Annotated in this window: 16 protein-coding genes and 1 riboswitch; of the genes, 4 read left to right on the top strand and 12 right to left on the bottom strand. The window is 61.8% G+C overall.

The window, feature by feature from the left end; genetic code table 11:
* Positions 1–146: 146 nt before the first annotated feature.
* The 6 genes from cbiB to AF71_RS04390 all read right to left on the bottom strand — a co-directional run bounded on the left by cbiB (position 147) and on the right by AF71_RS04390 (position 5862).
* The gene (gene cbiB / locus AF71_RS04415; protein ID WP_018854722.1) at positions 147–1127 is read right to left on the bottom strand and encodes an adenosylcobinamide-phosphate synthase CbiB; all 981 of its coding nucleotides are present in this window, start codon (positions 1125–1127) and stop codon (positions 147–149) included.
* Positions 1124–2125: a threonine-phosphate decarboxylase CobD gene (gene cobD, locus AF71_RS04410; protein WP_169680171.1), complete on the bottom strand. Its 1002-nt coding sequence runs from the start codon at positions 2123–2125 to the stop codon at positions 1124–1126. The genes cbiB and cobD overlap by 4 nt, the downstream gene beginning before the upstream one ends.
* On the bottom strand, positions 2122–3429 hold the full coding sequence (locus tag AF71_RS04405) for a cobyrinate a,c-diamide synthase (RefSeq protein WP_018854720.1): 1308 nt from the start codon (positions 3427–3429) through the stop codon (positions 2122–2124). Before AF71_RS04405 ends, cobD begins: the two co-directional genes overlap by 4 nt.
* Complete coding sequence (gene cobA / locus AF71_RS04400) at positions 3426–4268, bottom strand: uroporphyrinogen-III C-methyltransferase (RefSeq protein WP_025660704.1); 843 nt, start codon at positions 4266–4268, stop codon at positions 3426–3428. The genes AF71_RS04405 and cobA overlap by 4 nt, the downstream gene beginning before the upstream one ends.
* A gap of 149 nt (positions 4269–4417) precedes the next feature.
* Entirely contained in the window at positions 4418–5368 is a 951-nt protein-coding gene (locus AF71_RS04395; protein ID WP_018854718.1) for a nucleoside hydrolase, read from the bottom strand.
* Between the two features lie 74 nt (positions 5369–5442).
* Positions 5443–5862, bottom strand: a complete 420-nt coding sequence (locus tag AF71_RS04390; RefSeq protein ID WP_169680300.1) for a cobalamin biosynthesis protein — start codon at positions 5860–5862, stop codon at positions 5443–5445.
* Between the two features lie 99 nt (positions 5863–5961).
* On the opposite strand from AF71_RS04390, the gene AF71_RS04385 reads away from it, so the two are divergent.
* The 3 genes from AF71_RS04385 to AF71_RS04375 all read left to right on the top strand — a co-directional run bounded on the left by AF71_RS04385 (position 5962) and on the right by AF71_RS04375 (position 8017).
* Positions 5962–6747 carry a TSUP family transporter gene (locus tag AF71_RS04385; RefSeq protein ID WP_169680169.1) on the top strand — a complete coding sequence of 262 codons (786 nt, stop codon included), beginning with the start codon at positions 5962–5964 and terminating at the stop codon, positions 6745–6747.
* A gap of 98 nt (positions 6748–6845) precedes the next feature.
* Positions 6846–7211: a nuclear transport factor 2 family protein gene (locus tag AF71_RS04380; protein ID WP_169680167.1), complete on the top strand. Its 366-nt coding sequence runs from the start codon at positions 6846–6848 to the stop codon at positions 7209–7211.
* A 2-nt stretch (positions 7212–7213) separates the two neighbouring features.
* Complete coding sequence (locus AF71_RS04375; protein WP_192240626.1) at positions 7214–8017, top strand: helix-turn-helix transcriptional regulator; 804 nt, start codon at positions 7214–7216, stop codon at positions 8015–8017.
* Here the strand turns inward: AF71_RS04375 and AF71_RS04370 are convergent.
* Genes AF71_RS04370 through cobU form a run of 5 tightly spaced genes read right to left on the bottom strand, consistent with a single transcriptional unit; the run spans position 8014 to position 14430 of the window.
* On the bottom strand, positions 8014–8439 hold the full coding sequence (locus tag AF71_RS04370; RefSeq protein WP_025660709.1) for an EamA family transporter: 426 nt from the start codon (positions 8437–8439) through the stop codon (positions 8014–8016). The genes AF71_RS04375 and AF71_RS04370 overlap by 4 nt on opposite strands.
* Positions 8439–9071: a cob(I)yrinic acid a,c-diamide adenosyltransferase gene (cobO, locus tag AF71_RS04365; RefSeq protein ID WP_018854712.1), complete on the bottom strand. Its 633-nt coding sequence runs from the start codon at positions 9069–9071 to the stop codon at positions 8439–8441. Before cobO ends, AF71_RS04370 begins: the two co-directional genes overlap by 1 nt.
* 1 nt (position 9072) lies before the next feature.
* The gene (cobN, locus tag AF71_RS04360) at positions 9073–12840 is read right to left on the bottom strand and encodes a cobaltochelatase subunit CobN (protein ID WP_169680165.1); all 3768 of its coding nucleotides are present in this window, start codon (positions 12838–12840) and stop codon (positions 9073–9075) included.
* 10 nt (positions 12841–12850) lie between these two features.
* Positions 12851–13900 carry a cobalamin biosynthesis protein CobW gene (cobW, locus tag AF71_RS04355; protein ID WP_169680163.1) on the bottom strand — a complete coding sequence of 350 codons (1050 nt, stop codon included), beginning with the start codon at positions 13898–13900 and terminating at the stop codon, positions 12851–12853.
* A 5-nt stretch (positions 13901–13905) separates the two neighbouring features.
* Complete coding sequence (cobU, locus tag AF71_RS04350) at positions 13906–14430, bottom strand: bifunctional adenosylcobinamide kinase/adenosylcobinamide-phosphate guanylyltransferase (protein WP_018854709.1); 525 nt, start codon at positions 14428–14430, stop codon at positions 13906–13908.
* Positions 14431–14558: 128 nt separating this feature from the next.
* Positions 14559–14956: riboswitch (cobalamin riboswitch) on the bottom strand.
* 247 nt (positions 14957–15203) lie between these two features.
* Between cobU and AF71_RS04345 the strand changes: the two genes are divergently transcribed.
* Positions 15204–16994, top strand: coding sequence for a chloride channel protein (locus AF71_RS04345; protein WP_018854708.1), 1791 nt, complete (start codon positions 15204–15206; stop codon positions 16992–16994).
* Here the strand turns inward: AF71_RS04345 and AF71_RS04340 are convergent.
* Entirely contained in the window at positions 16991–18445 is a 1455-nt protein-coding gene (locus tag AF71_RS04340; protein ID WP_113471018.1) for a cobyric acid synthase, read from the bottom strand. The two genes, AF71_RS04345 and AF71_RS04340, sit on opposite strands and share 4 nt — an antisense overlap.
* Between the last annotated feature and the right edge of the window lie 275 nt (positions 18446–18720).

Here is an 18720-nt window from a genome sequence, read left to right as displayed (position 1 = left end):
TAACCCTCCTCATAGGCAAATCCATTTCAAAAAGCCAATGCTTTCCTCCCTCCCGGCACGCAATTTGCACGACCAGTGTTGCTTAAACAGCAAAGCACACGGGCGGCTTGCCGCACAGCGTGCTGGGTGAACTCACCCCTTCGCGATCAGAGCAGTACCAGGAAAAGAACCAGGGCGGTCCCCGCAAGGATCGAACAGCTGGCATAAAAGACCGAGACGCCATCCTCGATGTCGGCGACCGTTGCCGTTTCACGTCCGCTGCCGTTGATCATCGGCTCCATGACGACAACCCCGGAATAAACGCGTGGGCCAGCAAGTTGCACATTCAGCGCCCCCGCCATCGCCGCCTCCGGCCGGCCGGAATTGGGAGAGCGATGCAGGCCGCCGTCGCGGGCGGCAATACGCAGCGCTTCCCGGCAGGCGGCGCTCCCTCGCCGCAGCCAGGCCCCGGCCGCAATCAGGAAAATCGAAAGGCGCGCAGCCGGCCAGTTGGCAAAGTCGTCCAACCGAGCAGCCGCCCAGCCGAAATCGGCATACCTGTCGGACTTGTGTCCGATCATCGAGTCCGCCGTGTTCAGCATCTTGTAGGCGAATAGGCCGGGCAAGCCAAAAACGGCGTACCACAGCGCTGGAGCAACCACGCCATCCGAGAAATTCTCGGCCAGGCTCTCGATTGCCGCACGGCAGACGGCGGGCTCGTCCAGTGTTTCCGGATCACGCCCGACAATCCGCGAAACAGCCAGCCGGCCGCCACTGATGCCTTCGGTTTTCAATCCGGCGGCAACGGCCTCCACATGATCGGCAAGGCTCTTCTGCGCCATGAAGACGGCAACGCAAACAACTTCAAGGAGGATCCCGATCAGGCCGAACAACGAGAAGAAACGATGCAAGACGAAACCCGCAGCGGCACTGAGGATCAAAAGACCGGCGATCGACCAGACGCCGTTGCGGCGCCGCACGCGCTTGTGAAGTTCCGTGCGATTGAACATCCGGTCGACTCGAGAGATCGCGTTTCCGAAGAGCGCAACGGGGTGCGGCATGCGCATCCACAGCGCATCTGGGTCCCCGACAATCCTGTCGAGCAGAAGCGCGAGAACCAGCACGAGAAGATTATGGTCAAATGTCATGATCTATAACTCTGCAATGCATCAGATAGCCGTTGGTCGCCGGCCGCATCGGCGGCGAGACCGAAACGCAGCCAACGCGGCTGATAATCGAATTTGCGAACCAGAATGCGATGCTGGCATAGATGCCGGTGCAGCTCGGCGGCTTGCTCGTGATCGACGAGTGCAAAGAGGTGCGTTCCTCCGACAATGCTTAGACTGCCTTGCTCGAGAATCGTGCGTAGCGCATCGGCCCTCTCGGAGATCCGCAGCTGTATCGGGGCCAGATCCGATGCAAGGAGATCGGTTGCGATCGAAAGCGCGGGACCGGACACCGACCACGGCCCAAGCAGGTCTTCGAGTTGCGCCAGGATTTGCGGAGCGGCGACGGCAAATCCCAGGCGCAACCCTGCCAGCCCGAAGAACTTGCCAAAGGAACGAGAGACGAGAACATTCGGCAGCCGCGAGGCAAACGGCGCCAGGCTCATCTCGGGGCATGTATCGCCGAAGGCTTCATCCACAACGACGAAACCTCCTCTGGTCCTCATCTCTTCACTGAATACTACGACCTTCTCCGGAGCGTAGACGCGACCATCGGGGTTGTTCGGATTGACGATGACGACAATTGCGTGACCGGCTTTGACGTCATCCAGACCGGAGACCAGATCCACGGAATGGCCTGCCATCCGGAAGGCGCGCTCATATTCGCCGTAGGTCGGAGCCAGAATGGCAACCCGTCCGGCAACATCAAAGAGCCGCGGCAATAGCTGGATAACCGATTGCGTACCGGGAACAGGCAGCGGGAGGATGTCGCAGCTGCGATAATAGTCTCGCGCCGCCACACGCGCGCGATCGATGAGATGCTTGTCGGGCAGGCGATGCCAGGCGCGCATTGGGATAGCCGGCAGTGATACCGGGCACGGGTTGATACCCGTCGAAAGGTCAAGCCACTGCTCTACCTCGCCGCCGTACATTGCGGCGGCAGCCGTGATGCCACCTCCATGAACAATCGGGGCGTTCATCTTGCCCCCTCGGCAAGGTCGATCAGATGCATGTAGGACCCTGCGATCTGCCCGCGCTGGAGCCCGGCTTGTCCAAGGTCATTGCCCAACGCGTCCGTCACCTGGAAGAGACGATCGGCTTCACCCTCGGAAACCACGGCCGAATAATGAAACTCATGCGCGGTCATAGGCAGCTCAAAATAGGCGCCGTTCAATGGCTTCACGCGGCGATAACCCAGGTGGCGTTTGCGCTCCTCGTAGCTGGTCACCACAGGCAAGAGGCCGAGCATCTCATGACGGACGCTGGCCCCGTCGACCAGCCCTTCGCCGAGAACCATGTATCCGCCGCACTCCCCGTAGATGCGCACGCCCCTGTTGGCGGCGTCGAGCACTTTGGCCCGGAAATTGGCGGCCGCCGCAATACGTCCGGGGTGGAGCTCCGGATAGCCGCCCGGAAGATAGATCGCATCTGCCGCCGGATCCGGCGCCTCGTCCGCAAGCGGCGAGAAGAACGAGATTTCTGCACCGCGCCGACGCCAACCAAGCAGCATGTGCTCGTAGGAGAAGGCAAAGGCGATGTCGCGCGCCACTGCTATCCTGCTGCCGAGCGGCGGCAACCGAGCAATGTTGGCAGTGGACGGGCGATTGAGCCCCTGGCGCGCAATGCGCAGCAGGAACTCGAAATTGCATTCGTCGGACACCGCATCGGCAGCATGCTCGATGAAGCTTTCAAGCATATCATGCTCTCCCGCCTGGACGAGGCCGAGATGCCTCTCGGGAAGAGCGATGTCATTGTCACGGCGGACGACGGCAACAATCGGCATGCGGATCTCATCGAGCGCCTTGCGCAGCATCATCTCGTGGCGTTCGCCGCCAACCTTATTGAGAATGACGCCGGCGATGCGAACATCCGCGCGAAAGCCCGCAAATCCCGTTACCAGTGCAGCCACCGACTGCGACATGTGCGACGCATCGACGACAAGCACGACGGAAAGACCAAGCATGGCAGCAAGGTCGGCCGCAGTGCCCTTCCCGTCGGTCGCGCCGTCGAAAAGCCCCATCATCGCTTCGATAACGAGGACGCGGTCGCCAGAGCGATGCAGGGTCGCATTGGCGGCGATCAATTCCGCGCGCATCGCCCATGGATCGAAGTTGAGGCAGGCAACGCCGCTGGCCGCCGCATGAAAGGCCGGATCGATATAGTCGGGCCCCGCCTTGCCGGGCGCTACCGCAATGCCGCGCTTACGAAGCGCACGCAGCAGGCCCAGAGTCACCGTAGTCTTCCCCGATCCGGAGGACGGGGCCGCAATCAACAAACCGCTCATGCCGTCTCCCTGCTGTTCGAGTCCTGGAATGGATCGGGGCGCAGCCTGCGTCCTGCAAGCGCCCCCAGCCAATCGAGCGACGGCCTCAGCCGGACAACCTCCCCGACCACCACGATCGCCGGCGGTTCGAGGCCGGAGGCTGCAACAGCGGCCGGCGCCTCATCGAGCGTGGTTTCTAGCACCTGTTGGAGGCCGGTCGATGCGTTGCAGACGAAGGCAACCGGTTCCGATGGCGATCGCCCAGCGGCGACGAGCTTCTTGCTGATCTGATCGATATGCTTCATCGCCATATACATGACGATAACAGGCGAGCCCTTGCCGATGGCTTCCCAATTGATCGCATCCGGCACGATGCCCGAGGAATCGTGTCCCGTCAGGAACGTCACCGCATGGTTGACATCCCTGTGCGTGACGGGAATGCCAGCATAGGCCAGCCCGCCGATACCCGCGGTAATGCCCGGTACGATACGGAACGGGACATTGTGCTCGACTAGCGTCAACGCCTCCTCGCCACCGCGCCCGAAGACGAAGGGATCGCCGCCCTTGAGGCGCAGGACGCGCTTGCCTGCGTGGGCGAGTTCGACCAGCCGCAGCGAAATGTCGCGCTGCTTGGCGGACGGCTTGCCGCCACGCTTTCCAGCATATTCCAACAAGGCGTCGGGTCGTGCAAGCTTCAGGCAATCGACGTTCACGAGCGCATCGTGAACCACGACATCCGCCTCCGCCAATCCCTTGACGGCAAGAAGCGTCAGCAATCCGGGCTCGCCTGGGCCCGCACCAACAAGCCAAACGCTGCCCGGCTCAAGAGCCGGCAGATGTGAAAACGCAGCTTCGATCATTGGCATGATCTATGCCCCGTCGCAGGCAAGGTCAACGCCGCTGATCGCGCTCGAGACAGATGTGAAAGGCACACGTCCTCCAACCATTCCGTCTCCTCTTGCGGCAAGCAAGGTTTCACGCCCAGCCGACGCGCGACCGGGCGAAGTTCTCACCCACGCAGAAGCGTGTCGCGTATGAGACTGATCACCTTTTCGGACTCGATGCCGGTGCAGACAACCTGGCTCGGCAGGCCGTCCCAATCGCCCGGCGGGAAGCGGCGGCCGTCCGGTTTCACGATTGTCTGCCCATCGGCAATGCCGCCGCAGACGACGCGCACCGGGCCGCTGATGGTCGAGAACCGCTCGGGTGCGATTACGTAGACGCAGGCACAGCTGTCGTGAACCATCATGCCGTCTTCGACTGCGTGCTTGTAGAAGTCGATGTAGTCCTGTGAAAGATCGTTCAACAGCTTTACGGCGCTGTCGCCCTTGGCCGCGACGTCGGCAAGATAGCCGCGGCTCATCGTCGTGATCGCGGTCACGTCGAGGCCAATGACGGCAACCTTCCAGGGCGCGGTCAGGACGATGTCGGCCGCTTCCGGATCCCCATGGATGTTGGCTTCCGCGACCGGCGACACGTTGCCCGGAACGTAGAAGTTGCCGCCCATGATGACGACGTCCTTCACGAGGCCCGCAATCTCCGGATCTTCCTTGAGCGCCATCGCCAGGTTGGTCATGCGACCGACGGCAACCAGTCTGACCTCGCCCGGGTGGGCGCGGACGGTATCGATGATGAAGCGGTGAGCGGGACGCGGATCGAGCGGCAGATCGATCGTTTCGGGCACTTCGATGTTGCCGAGGCCGTTCTCGCCGTGCACGAAGGTCGGCCATGCCCCCTCTGTGCGCGCTGGATCGATCGTCACGCTGGCGCCCTTGGCGACCGGAGCGGGAATGTTCCACTCACGCTTCAGGAACAGCGCGTTGCGCGTCGTCGTCTCCACCGACGCGTTGCCGAACACGGTCGTGATTCCAAGCAGATCGATCTCGGGATGGCGGTGCAGAAAAAGCAGAGCCATTGCATCATCGACGCCCGGATCCGTGTCATAAATGACCTTGTGCATGAGTGTGCCTCTTTTCGTTATTGTCGCAGGGCAGCCGGACGGCGCCGCGAAGTCGGCGGCCACCATAGCGTCCGCTATTCTTTCTGCAACAGGGCGCACGCGATCGCAGCGGTGGCGCGTCGTGACTTGGTCTTCGGAACGACGAGTTCCGCATGCGGCCCAATCGCCGCCAACGCAGCCGATTCGGCAACCCCGTGACACCCCACTCGGGCGAAGACGACTGCCGAAGGATTTTTCAGCCGCGGCGTTTCTTCCTCGAGCCGTGCCGGAGCGAAGAGCAAGAACGGCACGCCAAGGCGGCGCGCTGCTGCAAGGATCGCGGGCTCATTGAATCGCGTATCGATCGACGCAACGGCCGCCAGCTCACCGGGGTCGATACCCGCCGCCGTCAACGCCGCGCTGGCAAGCTCGCTCACCTCGTTTTCAGGCGTTCCGCGCTCGCAGCCGAGACCGAGCACGTACCGGCGCGTCCCATCGAATACAATTTCGGTCACATGCGACAATGAAACCCGCCCCTGTGTTCCTCAAGCCATTGCAGCACGGGGCTGGAAATGCAACATGCGCCGCGTACCACATTCCAGAGTTCTCCCGCCTTGTCTGACCTTGCCCCTCATCTGCTATTCATGCTGGCTGCAGCTGGCTTTTTCGCCGGCTTCGTCGATTCCATCGCGGGCGGCGGTGGCCTGATCACGGTCCCGGCGATGCTGATTGCCGGTATTCCTCCGCTGCAAACGCTGGGCTCCAACAAGGTGCAATCCGTATTCGGGGCAGCTTCCGCCACGATCGCCTATGCCCGAAAGGGACACGTGCATCTGCGCACGCAATTGCCGATGGCCTTGATGGCAGTCCTCGGCGGGTCTCTCGGCGCCGCCTTGGCAACGGTCGTTCCGGGCGAAGTGCTGCGCGCGGTCATGCCGATCCTGCTTGTGGCAATCGCTCTCTATTTTGCCTTGAAGCCGAACCTGAATGACGTCGACAAGCATCGCCGCATGACGCCCTTCGTCTTCGGCCTGACGCTGGTTCCGGCAATCGGATTCTACGATGGCGTCTTTGGTCCTGGTGCCGGCTCCTTCTTCATGCTGTCCTTCGTATCCCTTGCCGGCTTCGGCATGTTGAAGGCAACGGCGCACACCAAGCTTCTGAACCTCGGCTCGAATATCGGCGCGCTCATCGTCTTCATTTCCTTCGATGCGATCCTTTGGAAGATCGGCTTGATGATGGGCGTCTGCCAATTTCTGGGGGCGCAGCTCGGCTCCCGGCTTGCGATGCGCACCGGCGCCCGCCTGATCAAGCCGCTGCTCGTCATCGTCTGCGTCGCCTTCACGATCAAGCTTCTGGCCGATCCGGCCAATCCCATCCGTATCTGGCTTGAAATCTGACGCCGCGTCCGATTACCTCCGGCGTAATTGATGAGGCGCCGGCGCTTCTCCATGATCGCGATGTCTGGACGAACCAGGCGCCAACAGGAGATGATCTGATGACCGATGCGAACACCGAAGCCCAGCGCTACATCGCGATCTGGAACGAGACGGATGCGACCCGCCGCACGGCCTTGATCGCGGAAAGCTGGCATGAAGCTGCAACCTATATCGATCCCTTGATGCGCGGCGAAGGCCATGAGCAGATCAACGCACTTGTTGAAGCCGTGCATGCGCGCTTCCCGGGTTTCCGGTTCGAACTCGTCGGCACCGCCGATGGCTACGGCGACAACCTGCGCTTCTCGTGGGGTCTCGGACCGACGGGCGGGGAACACCTCATCAAGGGCACCGATTTCGCGGTGCTCGAAGGTGGACGACTGAAATCCGTGCACGGCTTCACCGACCAACTCCCGGAAGCCGCATGATGATGACGCCCGCCCGCTCCCTTGGGGACTATCTGCGCGACTGGCGGCAGAAGCGCCGAATGAGCCAGCTCGCCCTTGCCTTGGAGGCCGAAATCTCGCAGAGACATCTGAGTTTCATCGAGAGCGGGCGGTCGATCCCAAGCCGCGACATGCTGCTGCATCTGGTCGAACGGCTCGGCGTGCCGCTCAGGGATCGCAATCCGCTGCTGCTGGCCGCAGGTTTTGCGCCGCTGTTTTCCGAGCGTTCGCTCGACGATCCGACCCTTCGACCGGCGCGGCAGGCAGTCGACATGATCCTCAAGGGACACGAGCCCTACCCCGCCCTTGCGATCGACCGGCACTGGACATTGATTGCCGCCAATGACGCGATCGCCCCGCTTCTTGAGGGCGTCAGGGATCGCGCTTTGCGGGAAGGGCCAATCAACGTTCTCCGCCTCAGCCTGCATCCCGATGGGCTGGCGCCGAAGATTGTCAATCTGCCGGAATGGCGCGCACATCTCCTCGAGCGGCTGCACCAACAGATTTCGGCCACGGGAGATCCGATTCTCGGCGAACTGCTGAAGGAATTGTCCGCCTACCCGCTAAGCGGTGGCCGGCCGGAGACGAGCAGGAAAGCCGACTATGCCGGCATCGCCGTGCCGCTCGAACTGGAAACGGAAGCAGGCCTGCTCTCTTTCCTTTCGACAACCACTGTTTTCGGCACGCCCGTGGACGTCACCCTTTCCGAACTTGCGATCGAATCCTTTTTCCCCGCGAACGAGGAAACGGCAAGACTTCTCGCAACAACGGCACAGGCGAGCGGCTAGAACAAGGCGAGCAAGAGCGCCCCGCCGGCAATCAGGCTTACGCCGAGCCAGTTCATGAGATTGAGCTTTTCACCGAGAAAGACGACGCCGAAAACCGCGACAAGAACGATGGAAAGCTTGTCGATCGGCGCGACGCGTGCGGCATCGCCGATCTTCAGTGCGCGGAAATAGGCAAGCCACGAGGCGCCCGTCGCGGCGCCTGAAAGGCAAAGGAAAAGCCAGGTCTTGCCTGAAATGCTGGAGAAGGGCTGCCATTGCCCGGTTGCCACAACAATGGCGCTGATGATGAAGACGATAACGACAGTGCGGATCAGCGTGGCGAGATCGGAATTGATGCCGACGACGCCGATCTTTGCAAAGATCGCCGTCAACGCAGCAAACGCCGCCGAAAGCACCGCCCAGAAAATCCAACTCTGTGTCATCAGAACTCCACGCCGGGCTGTCCCTTGATGCCGGAACGGAACGGATGCTTGATCAGCTCCATCTCGGTGACGAGATCGGCGATCTCGATCAGCTCATCCTTGGCGTTGCGCCCGGTCAGGACGACGTGGGTCATATACGGCTTCTCGTTCTTCAGGAACTCGACCACTTCGTTGATATCGAGGTAGTCGTAGCGCAACGCTATATTGATCTCGTCGAGGAGCACCATCGAATTCCGTTCGTCGCGGATCAGTTCTTTCGCCTTCTCCCAGGCTGTACCAGCCGCAGCCACATCGCGAGCGCGATCCTGCGTCTCCCAGGTGAAGCCCTCGCCCATGGTGTGGAACTGGCAGATATCGGAGAAGTGCTTTTCGATCAGGTCGCGCTCGCCGGTCCACATCGCGCCCTTGATGAACTGAACGACGGCAGACGGCTTTCTGTGCGCGATATGCCGGAAAATCATCCCGAACGCGGAGGACGACTTGCCCTTGCCCTTGCCGGTATGGACGATGATGAGGCCCTTTTCGTCCGTCTTCGTCGCCATGATCTTGTCGCGGGCGGCCTTCTTCTTCGCCATCTTCTCGGCGTGGCGCGCGTCGTCGTGGCCAGCGGTTTCGGTATTTTCGGCGGTCATCTCAATTCTCCCCGGATGCAAGCTTGAATGTGTCTGAAAGGTCGAAGCGCGCGGAATTGCTGCGCGGCGTCCAGAGATGGCGATCGATGGCCTCGAGCAGCCGCTCCTTGATATCCTCGAAGGCGGCTGGGTTCTTCTCGATCATGAAATCGCGCACCTTCGGATCAACCACGAAGGCCTGGTAGACGGCTTCGAAATGATGATTGCCCACAGCGCCCGTCGTTGCCGCAAAGGCAAAGAGGTAGTCGACGGTCGCAGCGATCTCGAAAGCGCCCTTGTAGCCATGGCGCATGACGCCGTCGATCCACTTCGGATTGACTACACGGCCGCGCACGACACGCCCGATCTCCTCTTCCAAAGACCGGATCACCGGCTTCTCGGGCCTGGAGTGATCGTTATGGTAGATCGCTGGCCGATCACCCGCGAGCATTTCGGCCGCAGCCGCCATACCGCCCTCGAACTGGTAATAATCGTCGCTATCAAGAAGGTCGTGCTCGCGATTGTCCTGGTTCTGCACGACCGCCTGGATCGAGCGCAGGCGCTCTTCGAAGACACCACGCTCTGCCCGGCCCTCTTCGCCGGCGCCATAAGCGTAGCTTCCCCACACGAGATAGGCTTCAGCGAGATCGGCCCGGCGTTCCCATCCCTTCTCGTCGATCAATGCCTGCAAGCCGGCACCGTAGGCGCCTGGCTTCGAGCCGAAAACGCGATAGCCGGCCCGACGGCTTGCTTGGGCCGGGTCCAGTCCGGCCGCTTCAAGCCGTGCAGCCTCGCCGCGCATGCGCTGCGCAATCGGGTTGTCGGTAGCATCTTCTTCCAGCGCCCCGACGGCACGGATTGCCTTGTCGAACAGTGCAATCTGTTCCGGAAAGGCATCCCGGAAGAAGCCTGAGATACGCAGCGTCACATCGACACGCGGATGCCGTAGCAATGCGGGCGGGATGATTTCATAGCCGGTGACGCGCCGCGAGGTCATGTCCCACACCGGCTTCACGCCGATTAAGGCCAGAGCCTGGGCGATGTCATCGCCGCCCGTGCGCATGTTCGAGGTGCCCCAGGCGGTCAGGCCGAAGGAGACCGGCCATTCGCCGTGATCCTGCACGTAACGGCGGATCACGAGTTCAGCGGACTTCTTCCCGAGCTCGTAGGCCGCCGGCGTCGGCACGGCACGGCTGTCGACGGAGTAGAAATTCCGCCCTGTCGGCAGCACATCGGGACGTCCTCGCGTGGGCGCACCTGACGGACCGGGCGGCACGAAACGCCCATCGAGCCCGCGGAGCAGACCTTCGATCTCCGCCGTCCCACAGGCGAGAATGGCTGGCCTGAGCCGCATCTCGATCTCCGCAAGAACGGCGCGCGTCGCTGCCCAGTTCTCCGGGCAGGTGAACTCAGCTGCCACCAGCTTTGCGGCAAGAAGTTCGATCCGCTCGACTGTATCGCCGTTCGTTCGCCAGACAGCGTCCGTGATGCCCACGAGAAAATCCGGATGCGGTCCAGCCCAGGCCTCGGCCATATCGCAATCGAGCGGGTCGAACGCCAAGTCGAGATCCGCGGCAATCGCACGCTGAAGGCTGCGGTCACCTCCCTGTCCGAGCCCGCGCGGAACCCGGGCCAGCGCGACCGTCAGATCCGTCAGCAACCGTCCCTGCGGCGAGACGCCGAAAACATGCAGGCCGTCGCGGATCTGCATCTCCTTGAGATCGCAGAGATAGGCGTCGAGCTTCTTCAAAGCCTCCGTCTCGCTCTCACCCTTGTCAATGCCGGCATCGCGATCGAGGCCGATGTCGGCCACGAGATCGAGGATCTGCTTGCTGAGAAGCCGGATGCGGCGCGGATCACCGCCCGACGCCTCGTAGTATTCGTCGACCAGCGCTTCCAGATCCTTGAGCGGCCCGTAGCTCTCGGCACGCGTCAGCGGCGGCGTCAGATGATCGATGATCACGGCGCCGGCGCGACGCTTGGCTTGCGTCCCCTCGCCGGGATCGTTGACGATGAAGGGATAAAGATGCGGCATGGGGCCGAGGACAGCTTCGGGGTAGCATTCCACTGACAAAGCCAGCGCCTTGCCCGGCAGCCATTCCAGATTGCCGTGCTTGCCCATGTGAATAACGGCGTGGGCACCGAATTCGTGGCGAAGGAAAGCGTAAAAGGCAAGATAGCCATGCGGTGGCACGAGATCCGGGGAATGGTAGCTTTCCTTTGGATCGACGTTGTAGCCGCGCGCCGGCTGGATGCCGACCAGCAGCTCACCAAGACGCATGAACGGCAGCGCAAAAGCGCCCTCCACGACATAGGGATCGGCCTCGGGCGCGCCCCAACGCTCACAGATTTCATCCTGAATCTTTTTGGGAAGACTTCCGAACAAAGCCTTGTATCGACTCACTGAAAGCGATTCGCGAACAAGCTTCCCATCCAGTCCTGAACTTGTCGGCCCTTCCATCAGGCGTCGTATCAGCGCATCGCCATCATCGGGAATATCCGCGACTGGATAGCCGGCGCCACCCATTGCCTTCAGCACCTCGACCGTGCCGGCGGGCGTGTCCAACCCGACGCCGTTACCGAGTCTGCCATCGCGGTTCGGATAGTTCGCCATGACAAGAGCGATGTGTCTCTTGCCGACGGGTGTCGTCCGCAGATTGGCCCAGTTGGCTGCAAGCCGCGCTGTATAGCGCATCCGCTCGATATCCGGCTCGCTGCCGACAATATTGGCCTCGACGCGCGCGTCGTAGCGCGATGCCGACTTGAATGAAACCGCTCGGGCAAGCACCCGTCCGTCAACCTCCGGCAGCGCAACATTCATTCCAAGGTCGCGTGCGGAGAGCCCCTGCGAGGAAGCGGCCCACGCTTGGCGCGACGACGCCGAAAAGATCGCCTGAAGCACCACCGCGTCGTTCGCCTCGAGCACGGTCTGCTCGCGATCCGCACCAGGCGCAGACACGGCAAAGCCTGTCGTATTGATCACCACCTCGGGCTTGATGGCGTTAAAAACACTTTCGAGAATGCCCTTCGAGACAGGATCCTTGAGGCTGTAAGCAAACACCGGCAGCGGCCGGATGCCTTCAGCCAGCAGCGTATCGATCAAGGCTTCGACAGGCTTGGTCTCTCCGCTTTGCACGAGCGCGCGATAGAAGCTGACCGCGACCACAGGCGTTTGTGACACTCCCTGTACGAAGCGCACCCGTTCGTCGCACGCCGACCTCCACTCTTCGACGCCGACGACGCCCTTGCCCGGCCACCAGATCCCAGCCTTCATCAGCGGCGATGCCGCTTCCGGCTTTTCAGTTCCCGAGAGCATCGCACCGGCATAGTCCAGAAACGCCCGCGAATTGGCATCGCCGCCTTCGATGAGATAGGCCCAAAGGGCGTTCAGGTCTTCAAGCGGTACATTCGAAAATGGTGTCAACCCCGCATCGGACTTCGAATCTCCGGGCAGCACGGCGATGAACGCGCCAGATCGAGCTGCCGCCGTATGGAGCGCCTCCAGCGCATAGTGGAAGTAGCTGGCGCCACCCAGCGCCCTCACGACGATTAGCTTGGAGTGGCGGGCCGTCCGCTCGATATAGGCATCGACCGACATTGGATGCTTCAGGCTCATCAGGCTTGCCAGCCGCAGCGAGAAGCCGGTCGACGGTTCGTCATAAGCGGCGGCTATCGCGGCAAGCTCGGTATCGGCAGCCGACAGGAACAGGACATCGCCGGGCGATTGACCGAGATCGATCGCCTCCTCGGCGTCACTGATTGTTCCCTGCTGTGCCAGAAGCAGATGCATCGGTCTTGCCTTATGCCAGCGCTTCGATCGCCTTGCGCACCGCCGCTTCGTCCATCTCGTGCAAGCCGATGACGACAAGACGGGTGCCGCGTGCTTCGCCCGGCGCCCAGGCGCGATCGAAATAGTGGTCGATCCGGCTGCCGACCGCCTGCAACTGCAGGCGCATCGGCTTGCCGGGAACATCGATGAAGCCCTTGAGCCGCAGCACGTCATGTTCGCCGATGATGCCCCTCAGCGCACCCACGAAGGCTGCCGGATCGGCAACAGGACCAAGCTCGACCACGAAGCTGTCGAACTCGTCATGATCGTGCGGCACGCCGTCCTCGTGTTCGAGTTCATGGTGGGACTTGCGATTGACCACATCGTCTTCCGTACCGACGCCGAGCCCGAGCAGCACGCTTGCCGGAACCTCGCCATTGCGCGCCTCGATCATGACAGGCTTGCGAGCGATACGGGAAGCAACCTCATCGCGCACGCGACCAAGGCCGGCGGTGTCGAGAAGGTCGGTCTTGTTGAGTACGATCAGATCGGCGCAGGTCAGCTGGTCCTCGAAAAGCTCCTCGATCGGGCTCTCATGGTCGAGCGACTCGTCTTCGACCCGACGAGCCTCGACGGCATCGTGATCGTCCGCGAAGCGGCCCGCGGCAACGGCGGCGCTGTCGACAACGGTAACGACGCCATCGACGGTGACCTGCGTGCGGATATCAGGCCAGTTGAACGCCGCAACGAGCGGCTGCGGCAGCGCGAGACCGGATGTTTCAATAACGATATGGTCGGGGCGCTGTTCGCGCTCCAGAAGCTTGGTCATCGTCGGAATGAAGTCGTCGGCAACCGTGCAGCAGATGCAGCCATTGGTGAGCTCGATGATGTCATCCTCGGTGCAGTTCTCCGCGCCGCAGCCCTTGAGCACGTCGCCGTCGACGCCGAGATCGCCGAATTCGTTGATGATAAGCGCGATCTTCTTACCGTTGGCATTGGAGAGCAGATTGCGGATCATCGTCGTCTTGCCGGCGCCGAGGAAACCCGTGATCACGGTCGCCGGAATTTTCTGCTGGTTCATGAAATTCAACCCTTCATCTTCAACGGCAGTCCAGCCGCGATAAAATACACATCCACGGCCTCGGCCGCGATCATTTGATGCAGACGGCCGGCATGGTCCCGAAACTCCCGCGCCATGCGGTTTTCCGGCACGATACCGAGACCGACCTCATTGGAAACGATGACGAGACGGGCTCGTGCCGTCGGCAGATACGCCACAAGCGAGGCAAATTCCGCCCCTATGTCGCGGTCTTCCATCATCAGATTGGTGATCCAAAGCGTCAGGCAATCCACCAAAACTGCCCGCTTCTCGCCATCGATCGCCCGCAGGCAGCCGACAAGATCCAGCGGCTCTTCATGGGTATGCCAGAGATCGCCGCGATCGGCTTTGTGCTTGTCGATCCGGGCGCGCATCTCGTCGTCCCAAGCCCGACCGGTCGCCACGTAATGGTGCTCCAGGCCGCTCGAGACGACCAGTTGCTCGGCAAAACGCGATTTGCCCGAGCGCGCGCCGCCCAGGATGAAAGTCGCGCCTGATGATATCGGGCTCATGGAAAACGCTGACCGATCTTCGGAAGCCTTCCGCGAGAGACCGGAACGACTGCGGAGCGCAGCCGGCAAATCTGTCTTTCAGCCATGACAACCTCCGTGCTGGCAGCGGGCATCACCCAGGAATGGGCTTTTCGCCCGGCACAGTTGGCAGGTCTCCTGGCTCGCGGGTCTTGGCCGCGATCGGGGCAAACCGGAAACCGGTCGCCCCAGATCGTGCCAGCGGATCTTCCTCGCCTTCCCGGCTGCATTTCATGAAAAGGCGGACGATTCGTAGACGTAAGAGGCGTCCTGCCCCGGTTGATCATGATGCACTGCCAGTGACTTTTCCGTCGCCACTTTCGCACAGCCCGCCTGCACCCTTGCAGGCTGTCAGCCACGCGAAACCAACGCCGGACGGAAAACCCTGACCGCTCTACAGTCGCGGGGTCGGCTCTGATGACGGTGCCCGAATTGGGTCCACCGCTTCACATTCCCTTTTCATCCGCACCGATTCAACCGGTCCGGAACCATCCGTTATGGCGTCATCGTTAGGCAAGGCCACTCCTGAAGTCAATCAAAAGCCGTCGCTCCTAAGATTGCCGTCATCGCCGCGAAACGCTGTCAAGTCGACCTACTCTACAAGATTTATCGTCTTTTATCAGTGGCTTACGTCATAAATAATTATTGTCCGCGCCGGTCTTTTGCCGCAATTGCATCGCAAGCGGGTCGCGCCACTGATTTGCCCCTCCCTTCCTCGCACTTGAACGCGCCTGCGCCCGCCTAGTTTTCCTGCCATGCTCCTCAAAATCGATATTCGCCGCTTCGGTCCGTTTCATACCCTTCTCGATATCGGGCGGATGCGCGCCCTGCTGCGCCGCAGCGAGATGGGGATGGTCATCGCCGGCGCGATCGTCGGTGTCATATCGGGTTTGGCGGTGACCGGTATGGGTCTCATTTCCCGCGAAATGCACAGCCTGATCTTCGGAATCAGCGACGTCGAGAGACTGAGTTCGTCGCAGATCGACAACAAGCTGCTGTTGCTGACGGCGCCGGTCTGCGGCGGCATTCTCCTGGGTCTGTTGCTGTTCGTGCTTGCCAAGACCCGCAAGAAGCCGATGGTGGATCCGATCGAGGCGAACGCACTGCATGGCGGTCGGCTATCTCTCACCGATAGCATTCTGGTCGCAGTCCAAAATCTTATTTCTAATGGTTTCGGGGCCTCCGTCGGCCTGGAAGCCGGCTACACGCAGCTGGCGGCCGGACTGGCCTCGAAGCTCGGGCTGAAGCTGCAGCTTCGCCGCTCGGACCTGCGCGTTCTCGTTGGGTGCGGCGCAGCGGGTGCGATTGCCGCTGCCTTCAATGCCCCGCTGACCGGCGCATTCTACGCCTTCGAGCTCATCATCGGCTCGTACACCATCGTCTCGCTAACGCCGGTTGTGGTTTCTGCGCTGGTTTCGACGCTGGTGGCTCGGCTGCTCGGTGGCAGCGATTTCCTGATCGACGTTGGCGAATTCGGTACGGTCATGCCGGCTGATTACGTCCCGGCTCTCCTGCTCGGCGCATTCTGTGCGGGTGTCGGTATCATGATCATGCAGGGCGTTGCCTGGATCGAGGAATTGGCTCGCCGGAGTTCGATCGCGACGCCGCTGCGCCCTGCCCTTGGCGGCATCGTCGTTGGCCTCCTCGCGCTGATCACACCGCAGGTGCTGTCGGCAGGACATGGCGCGCTCCACCTCAACCTCGGGCGCGACGTCGCGATTCCGGTGCTCGTGGGCCTGTTCCTCCTGAAAGCCTTCGCCTCCGCGATCTCGATCGGTTCGGGCTTCAGAGGCGGTCTGTTCTTCGCGTCGCTGTTCATGGGCGCGCTGGTAGGCAAGTTCTTCGCCTATTCCGCCCCCTACTTCGCTCACGCTACGCTGACACCGGTCATCTACGCGGTCGTCGGCATGAGTTCGCTTGCGGTCGCCGTCATCGGCGGGCCGCTGACGATGACGTTCCTTGCTCTCGAAATTACCGGCGACTTTCCGATCACGGCGCTTGTGCTGGCGGCGGTCATCACCTCCTCGCTCGTCGTCCGCAGCACCTTCGGCTACTCCTTCGCAACATGGCGCTTCCACCTGCGCGGCGAGAGCATTCGCAGCGCGCACGATGTCGGCTGGATCCGCAACCTAACGGTTGACCGGCTGATGCGCGCCGATGTGAAGACCGCCAATGCCGCTCTCTCGATCGATGAGTTCAAGGAACGCTTCCCCATCGGCTCGGCGCAGCGGGTCGTCCTGGTCGATGGTACCGGCAAGTACAGCGGCCTCGTGCTCGTTCCGGAGATTTACGCGAACCTGACCGATACCGACGAAACCGGCAAGGATCTCAGCGAATTCATCCGCTACAAGAACGATTTCCTGCAGCCGCAGATGAACGCCAAGCAGGCAGCCGCCATCTTCGACAAGACCGAAAGCGAAGCGCTCGCCGTCGTCAACAATCTGATTGAGCGCAAGGTTGTCGGCCAGTTGAGCGAGGCGCATACGCTGCGCCGTTACAGCGAAGAACTCGATCGCCGCCGCCGCGAAATATCCGGCGAGATCTAGCCGAGAAGTTCGTCCAGCCAGCGCCGGTCAAGACAGGCTTCCAGCTCGGCCGCAACGTCGTCCAGGGCTTTCTCGACGCCGGCACGATAGTCATTCGTGTCGCCCGAAAGGCCAAAGCTGCGCAGCAAGCGAGAACGGTAGATGTCGCTGGCGAACAGCCCATGCAGATAGGTTCCCGCAATCCGGCCGTCTGCCGATACCGCGCCATCCGGCCTACCATCGACGATCGCGAACGGCCGGCCGCAGTCTTCGCCGGAGGTGATACCGAGATGGATCTGGTAGCCGGAAAGCGGGGACCCGTCCTCCACTGCTGTCGCAACACTGTTGCGGACGGTCTTTTCAGGCGCCATCTCCGTCTCGACGTCAAGCAGCCCGAGGCCCGCCATATCCACCGCATGTCCCTCGATGCCCAGGGGATCATGGACCTTGCGCCCGAGCATCTGATAGCCGCCGCAAATCCCGATCACCCGACCACCCCGCTTCACATGGGCCAGTATGTCGGCATCCCAACCCTGCGCACGCATATCAGCCAGGTCTGATATCGTTGATTTCGAACCGGGCAAGATCACCAGCCGCGCGTCCGCAGGCAGCCGCTCGCCCGCGCGGACGAAAACCAAATCGACATCCGGCTCCGCCTTCAAGGGGTCGAGATCGTCGAAATTTGCGATGCGGGTAAAGACCGGCACGGCGACCTTGAGTGCCCCCGTGCCGCCGCGTGCGAGGCGTTCCAACGCCACCGAGTCCTCGGCCGGCAGACGCGAAGCGTGCCTGAGCCACGGCACGACACCGAAGCATGGCCATCCGGTGAAGCGGCGCACCGCATCGATACCCGTATCAAAGAGCGAGACGTCGCCACGGAACTTGTTGATGAGGTAGCCGGATATCATTGCCCGGTCGTCCTCGGAGAGGATCGTATGCGTCCCAACCAGCGAGGCGATCACGCCCCCGCGGTCAATATCGCCGACAAGCACGACAGGCACACCGGCACGGGTGGCAAATCCCATATTGGCGATATCGCCGGCCCTGAGATTGATTTCGGCGGGCGAACCTGCGCCTTCCACGATCACAAGATCCGCTCCGGCCGAAACGGCCGAAAAGCTCTGCATCACGTAGTCGAGGAGCGCTGGCTTGAGTTTCTGATAGTCCCGTCCCTTGGCCTGCCCCCAGACCTTGCCCTGAACGATGATCTGGCTGCCGTATTCGGATTGCGGTTTGAGCAATACAGGATTCATGTGCACCGAGGACGGCACACGCGCGGCAAGCGACTGCAGCCATTGCGCCCGGCCGATCTCGCCGCCGTCGTCGGCGACCGCGGCATTGTTCGACATGTTCTGCGGTTTGAAGGGACGGACCGAAAGGCCACGATTGGCAGCAAGACGGCAAAGCCCCGCGACAAGAACGGTCTTGCCGACATCGGAGCCGGTCCCTTGCAGCATGATGGCCTTGGTCATTGTCACGGAACTCCGGAGAACCCGACCCCCGCCTACAACGGCCTCTCTGCCGTGGTCAATCGCAAGCGCCGAAAATGCGAAGGCCACGTCACCCGCTTAGGGTAGCGCGGCCTGCCGAAATACGCTGGCGCATTCGCCCATACACGGCGAAGCTCACGTTCTCCGGGACGCATTACCTGATCCGGAGAAGCGGCGGTGTCCCCCGCCACGGAAGAACAGATACCGCCACATTGTTACCGGACGGTTAGCAACTCCCTAAGCAAAGATGAATTTCG

Source organism: Rhizobium sp. 57MFTsu3.2, from assembly GCF_012932765.1.
Taxonomy (GTDB): domain Bacteria; phylum Pseudomonadota; class Alphaproteobacteria; order Rhizobiales; family Rhizobiaceae; genus Rhizobium; species Rhizobium altiplani.
Note: the sequence above shows the minus strand (reverse complement) of the source record. Positions and strands in the feature narration are given on the sequence as shown.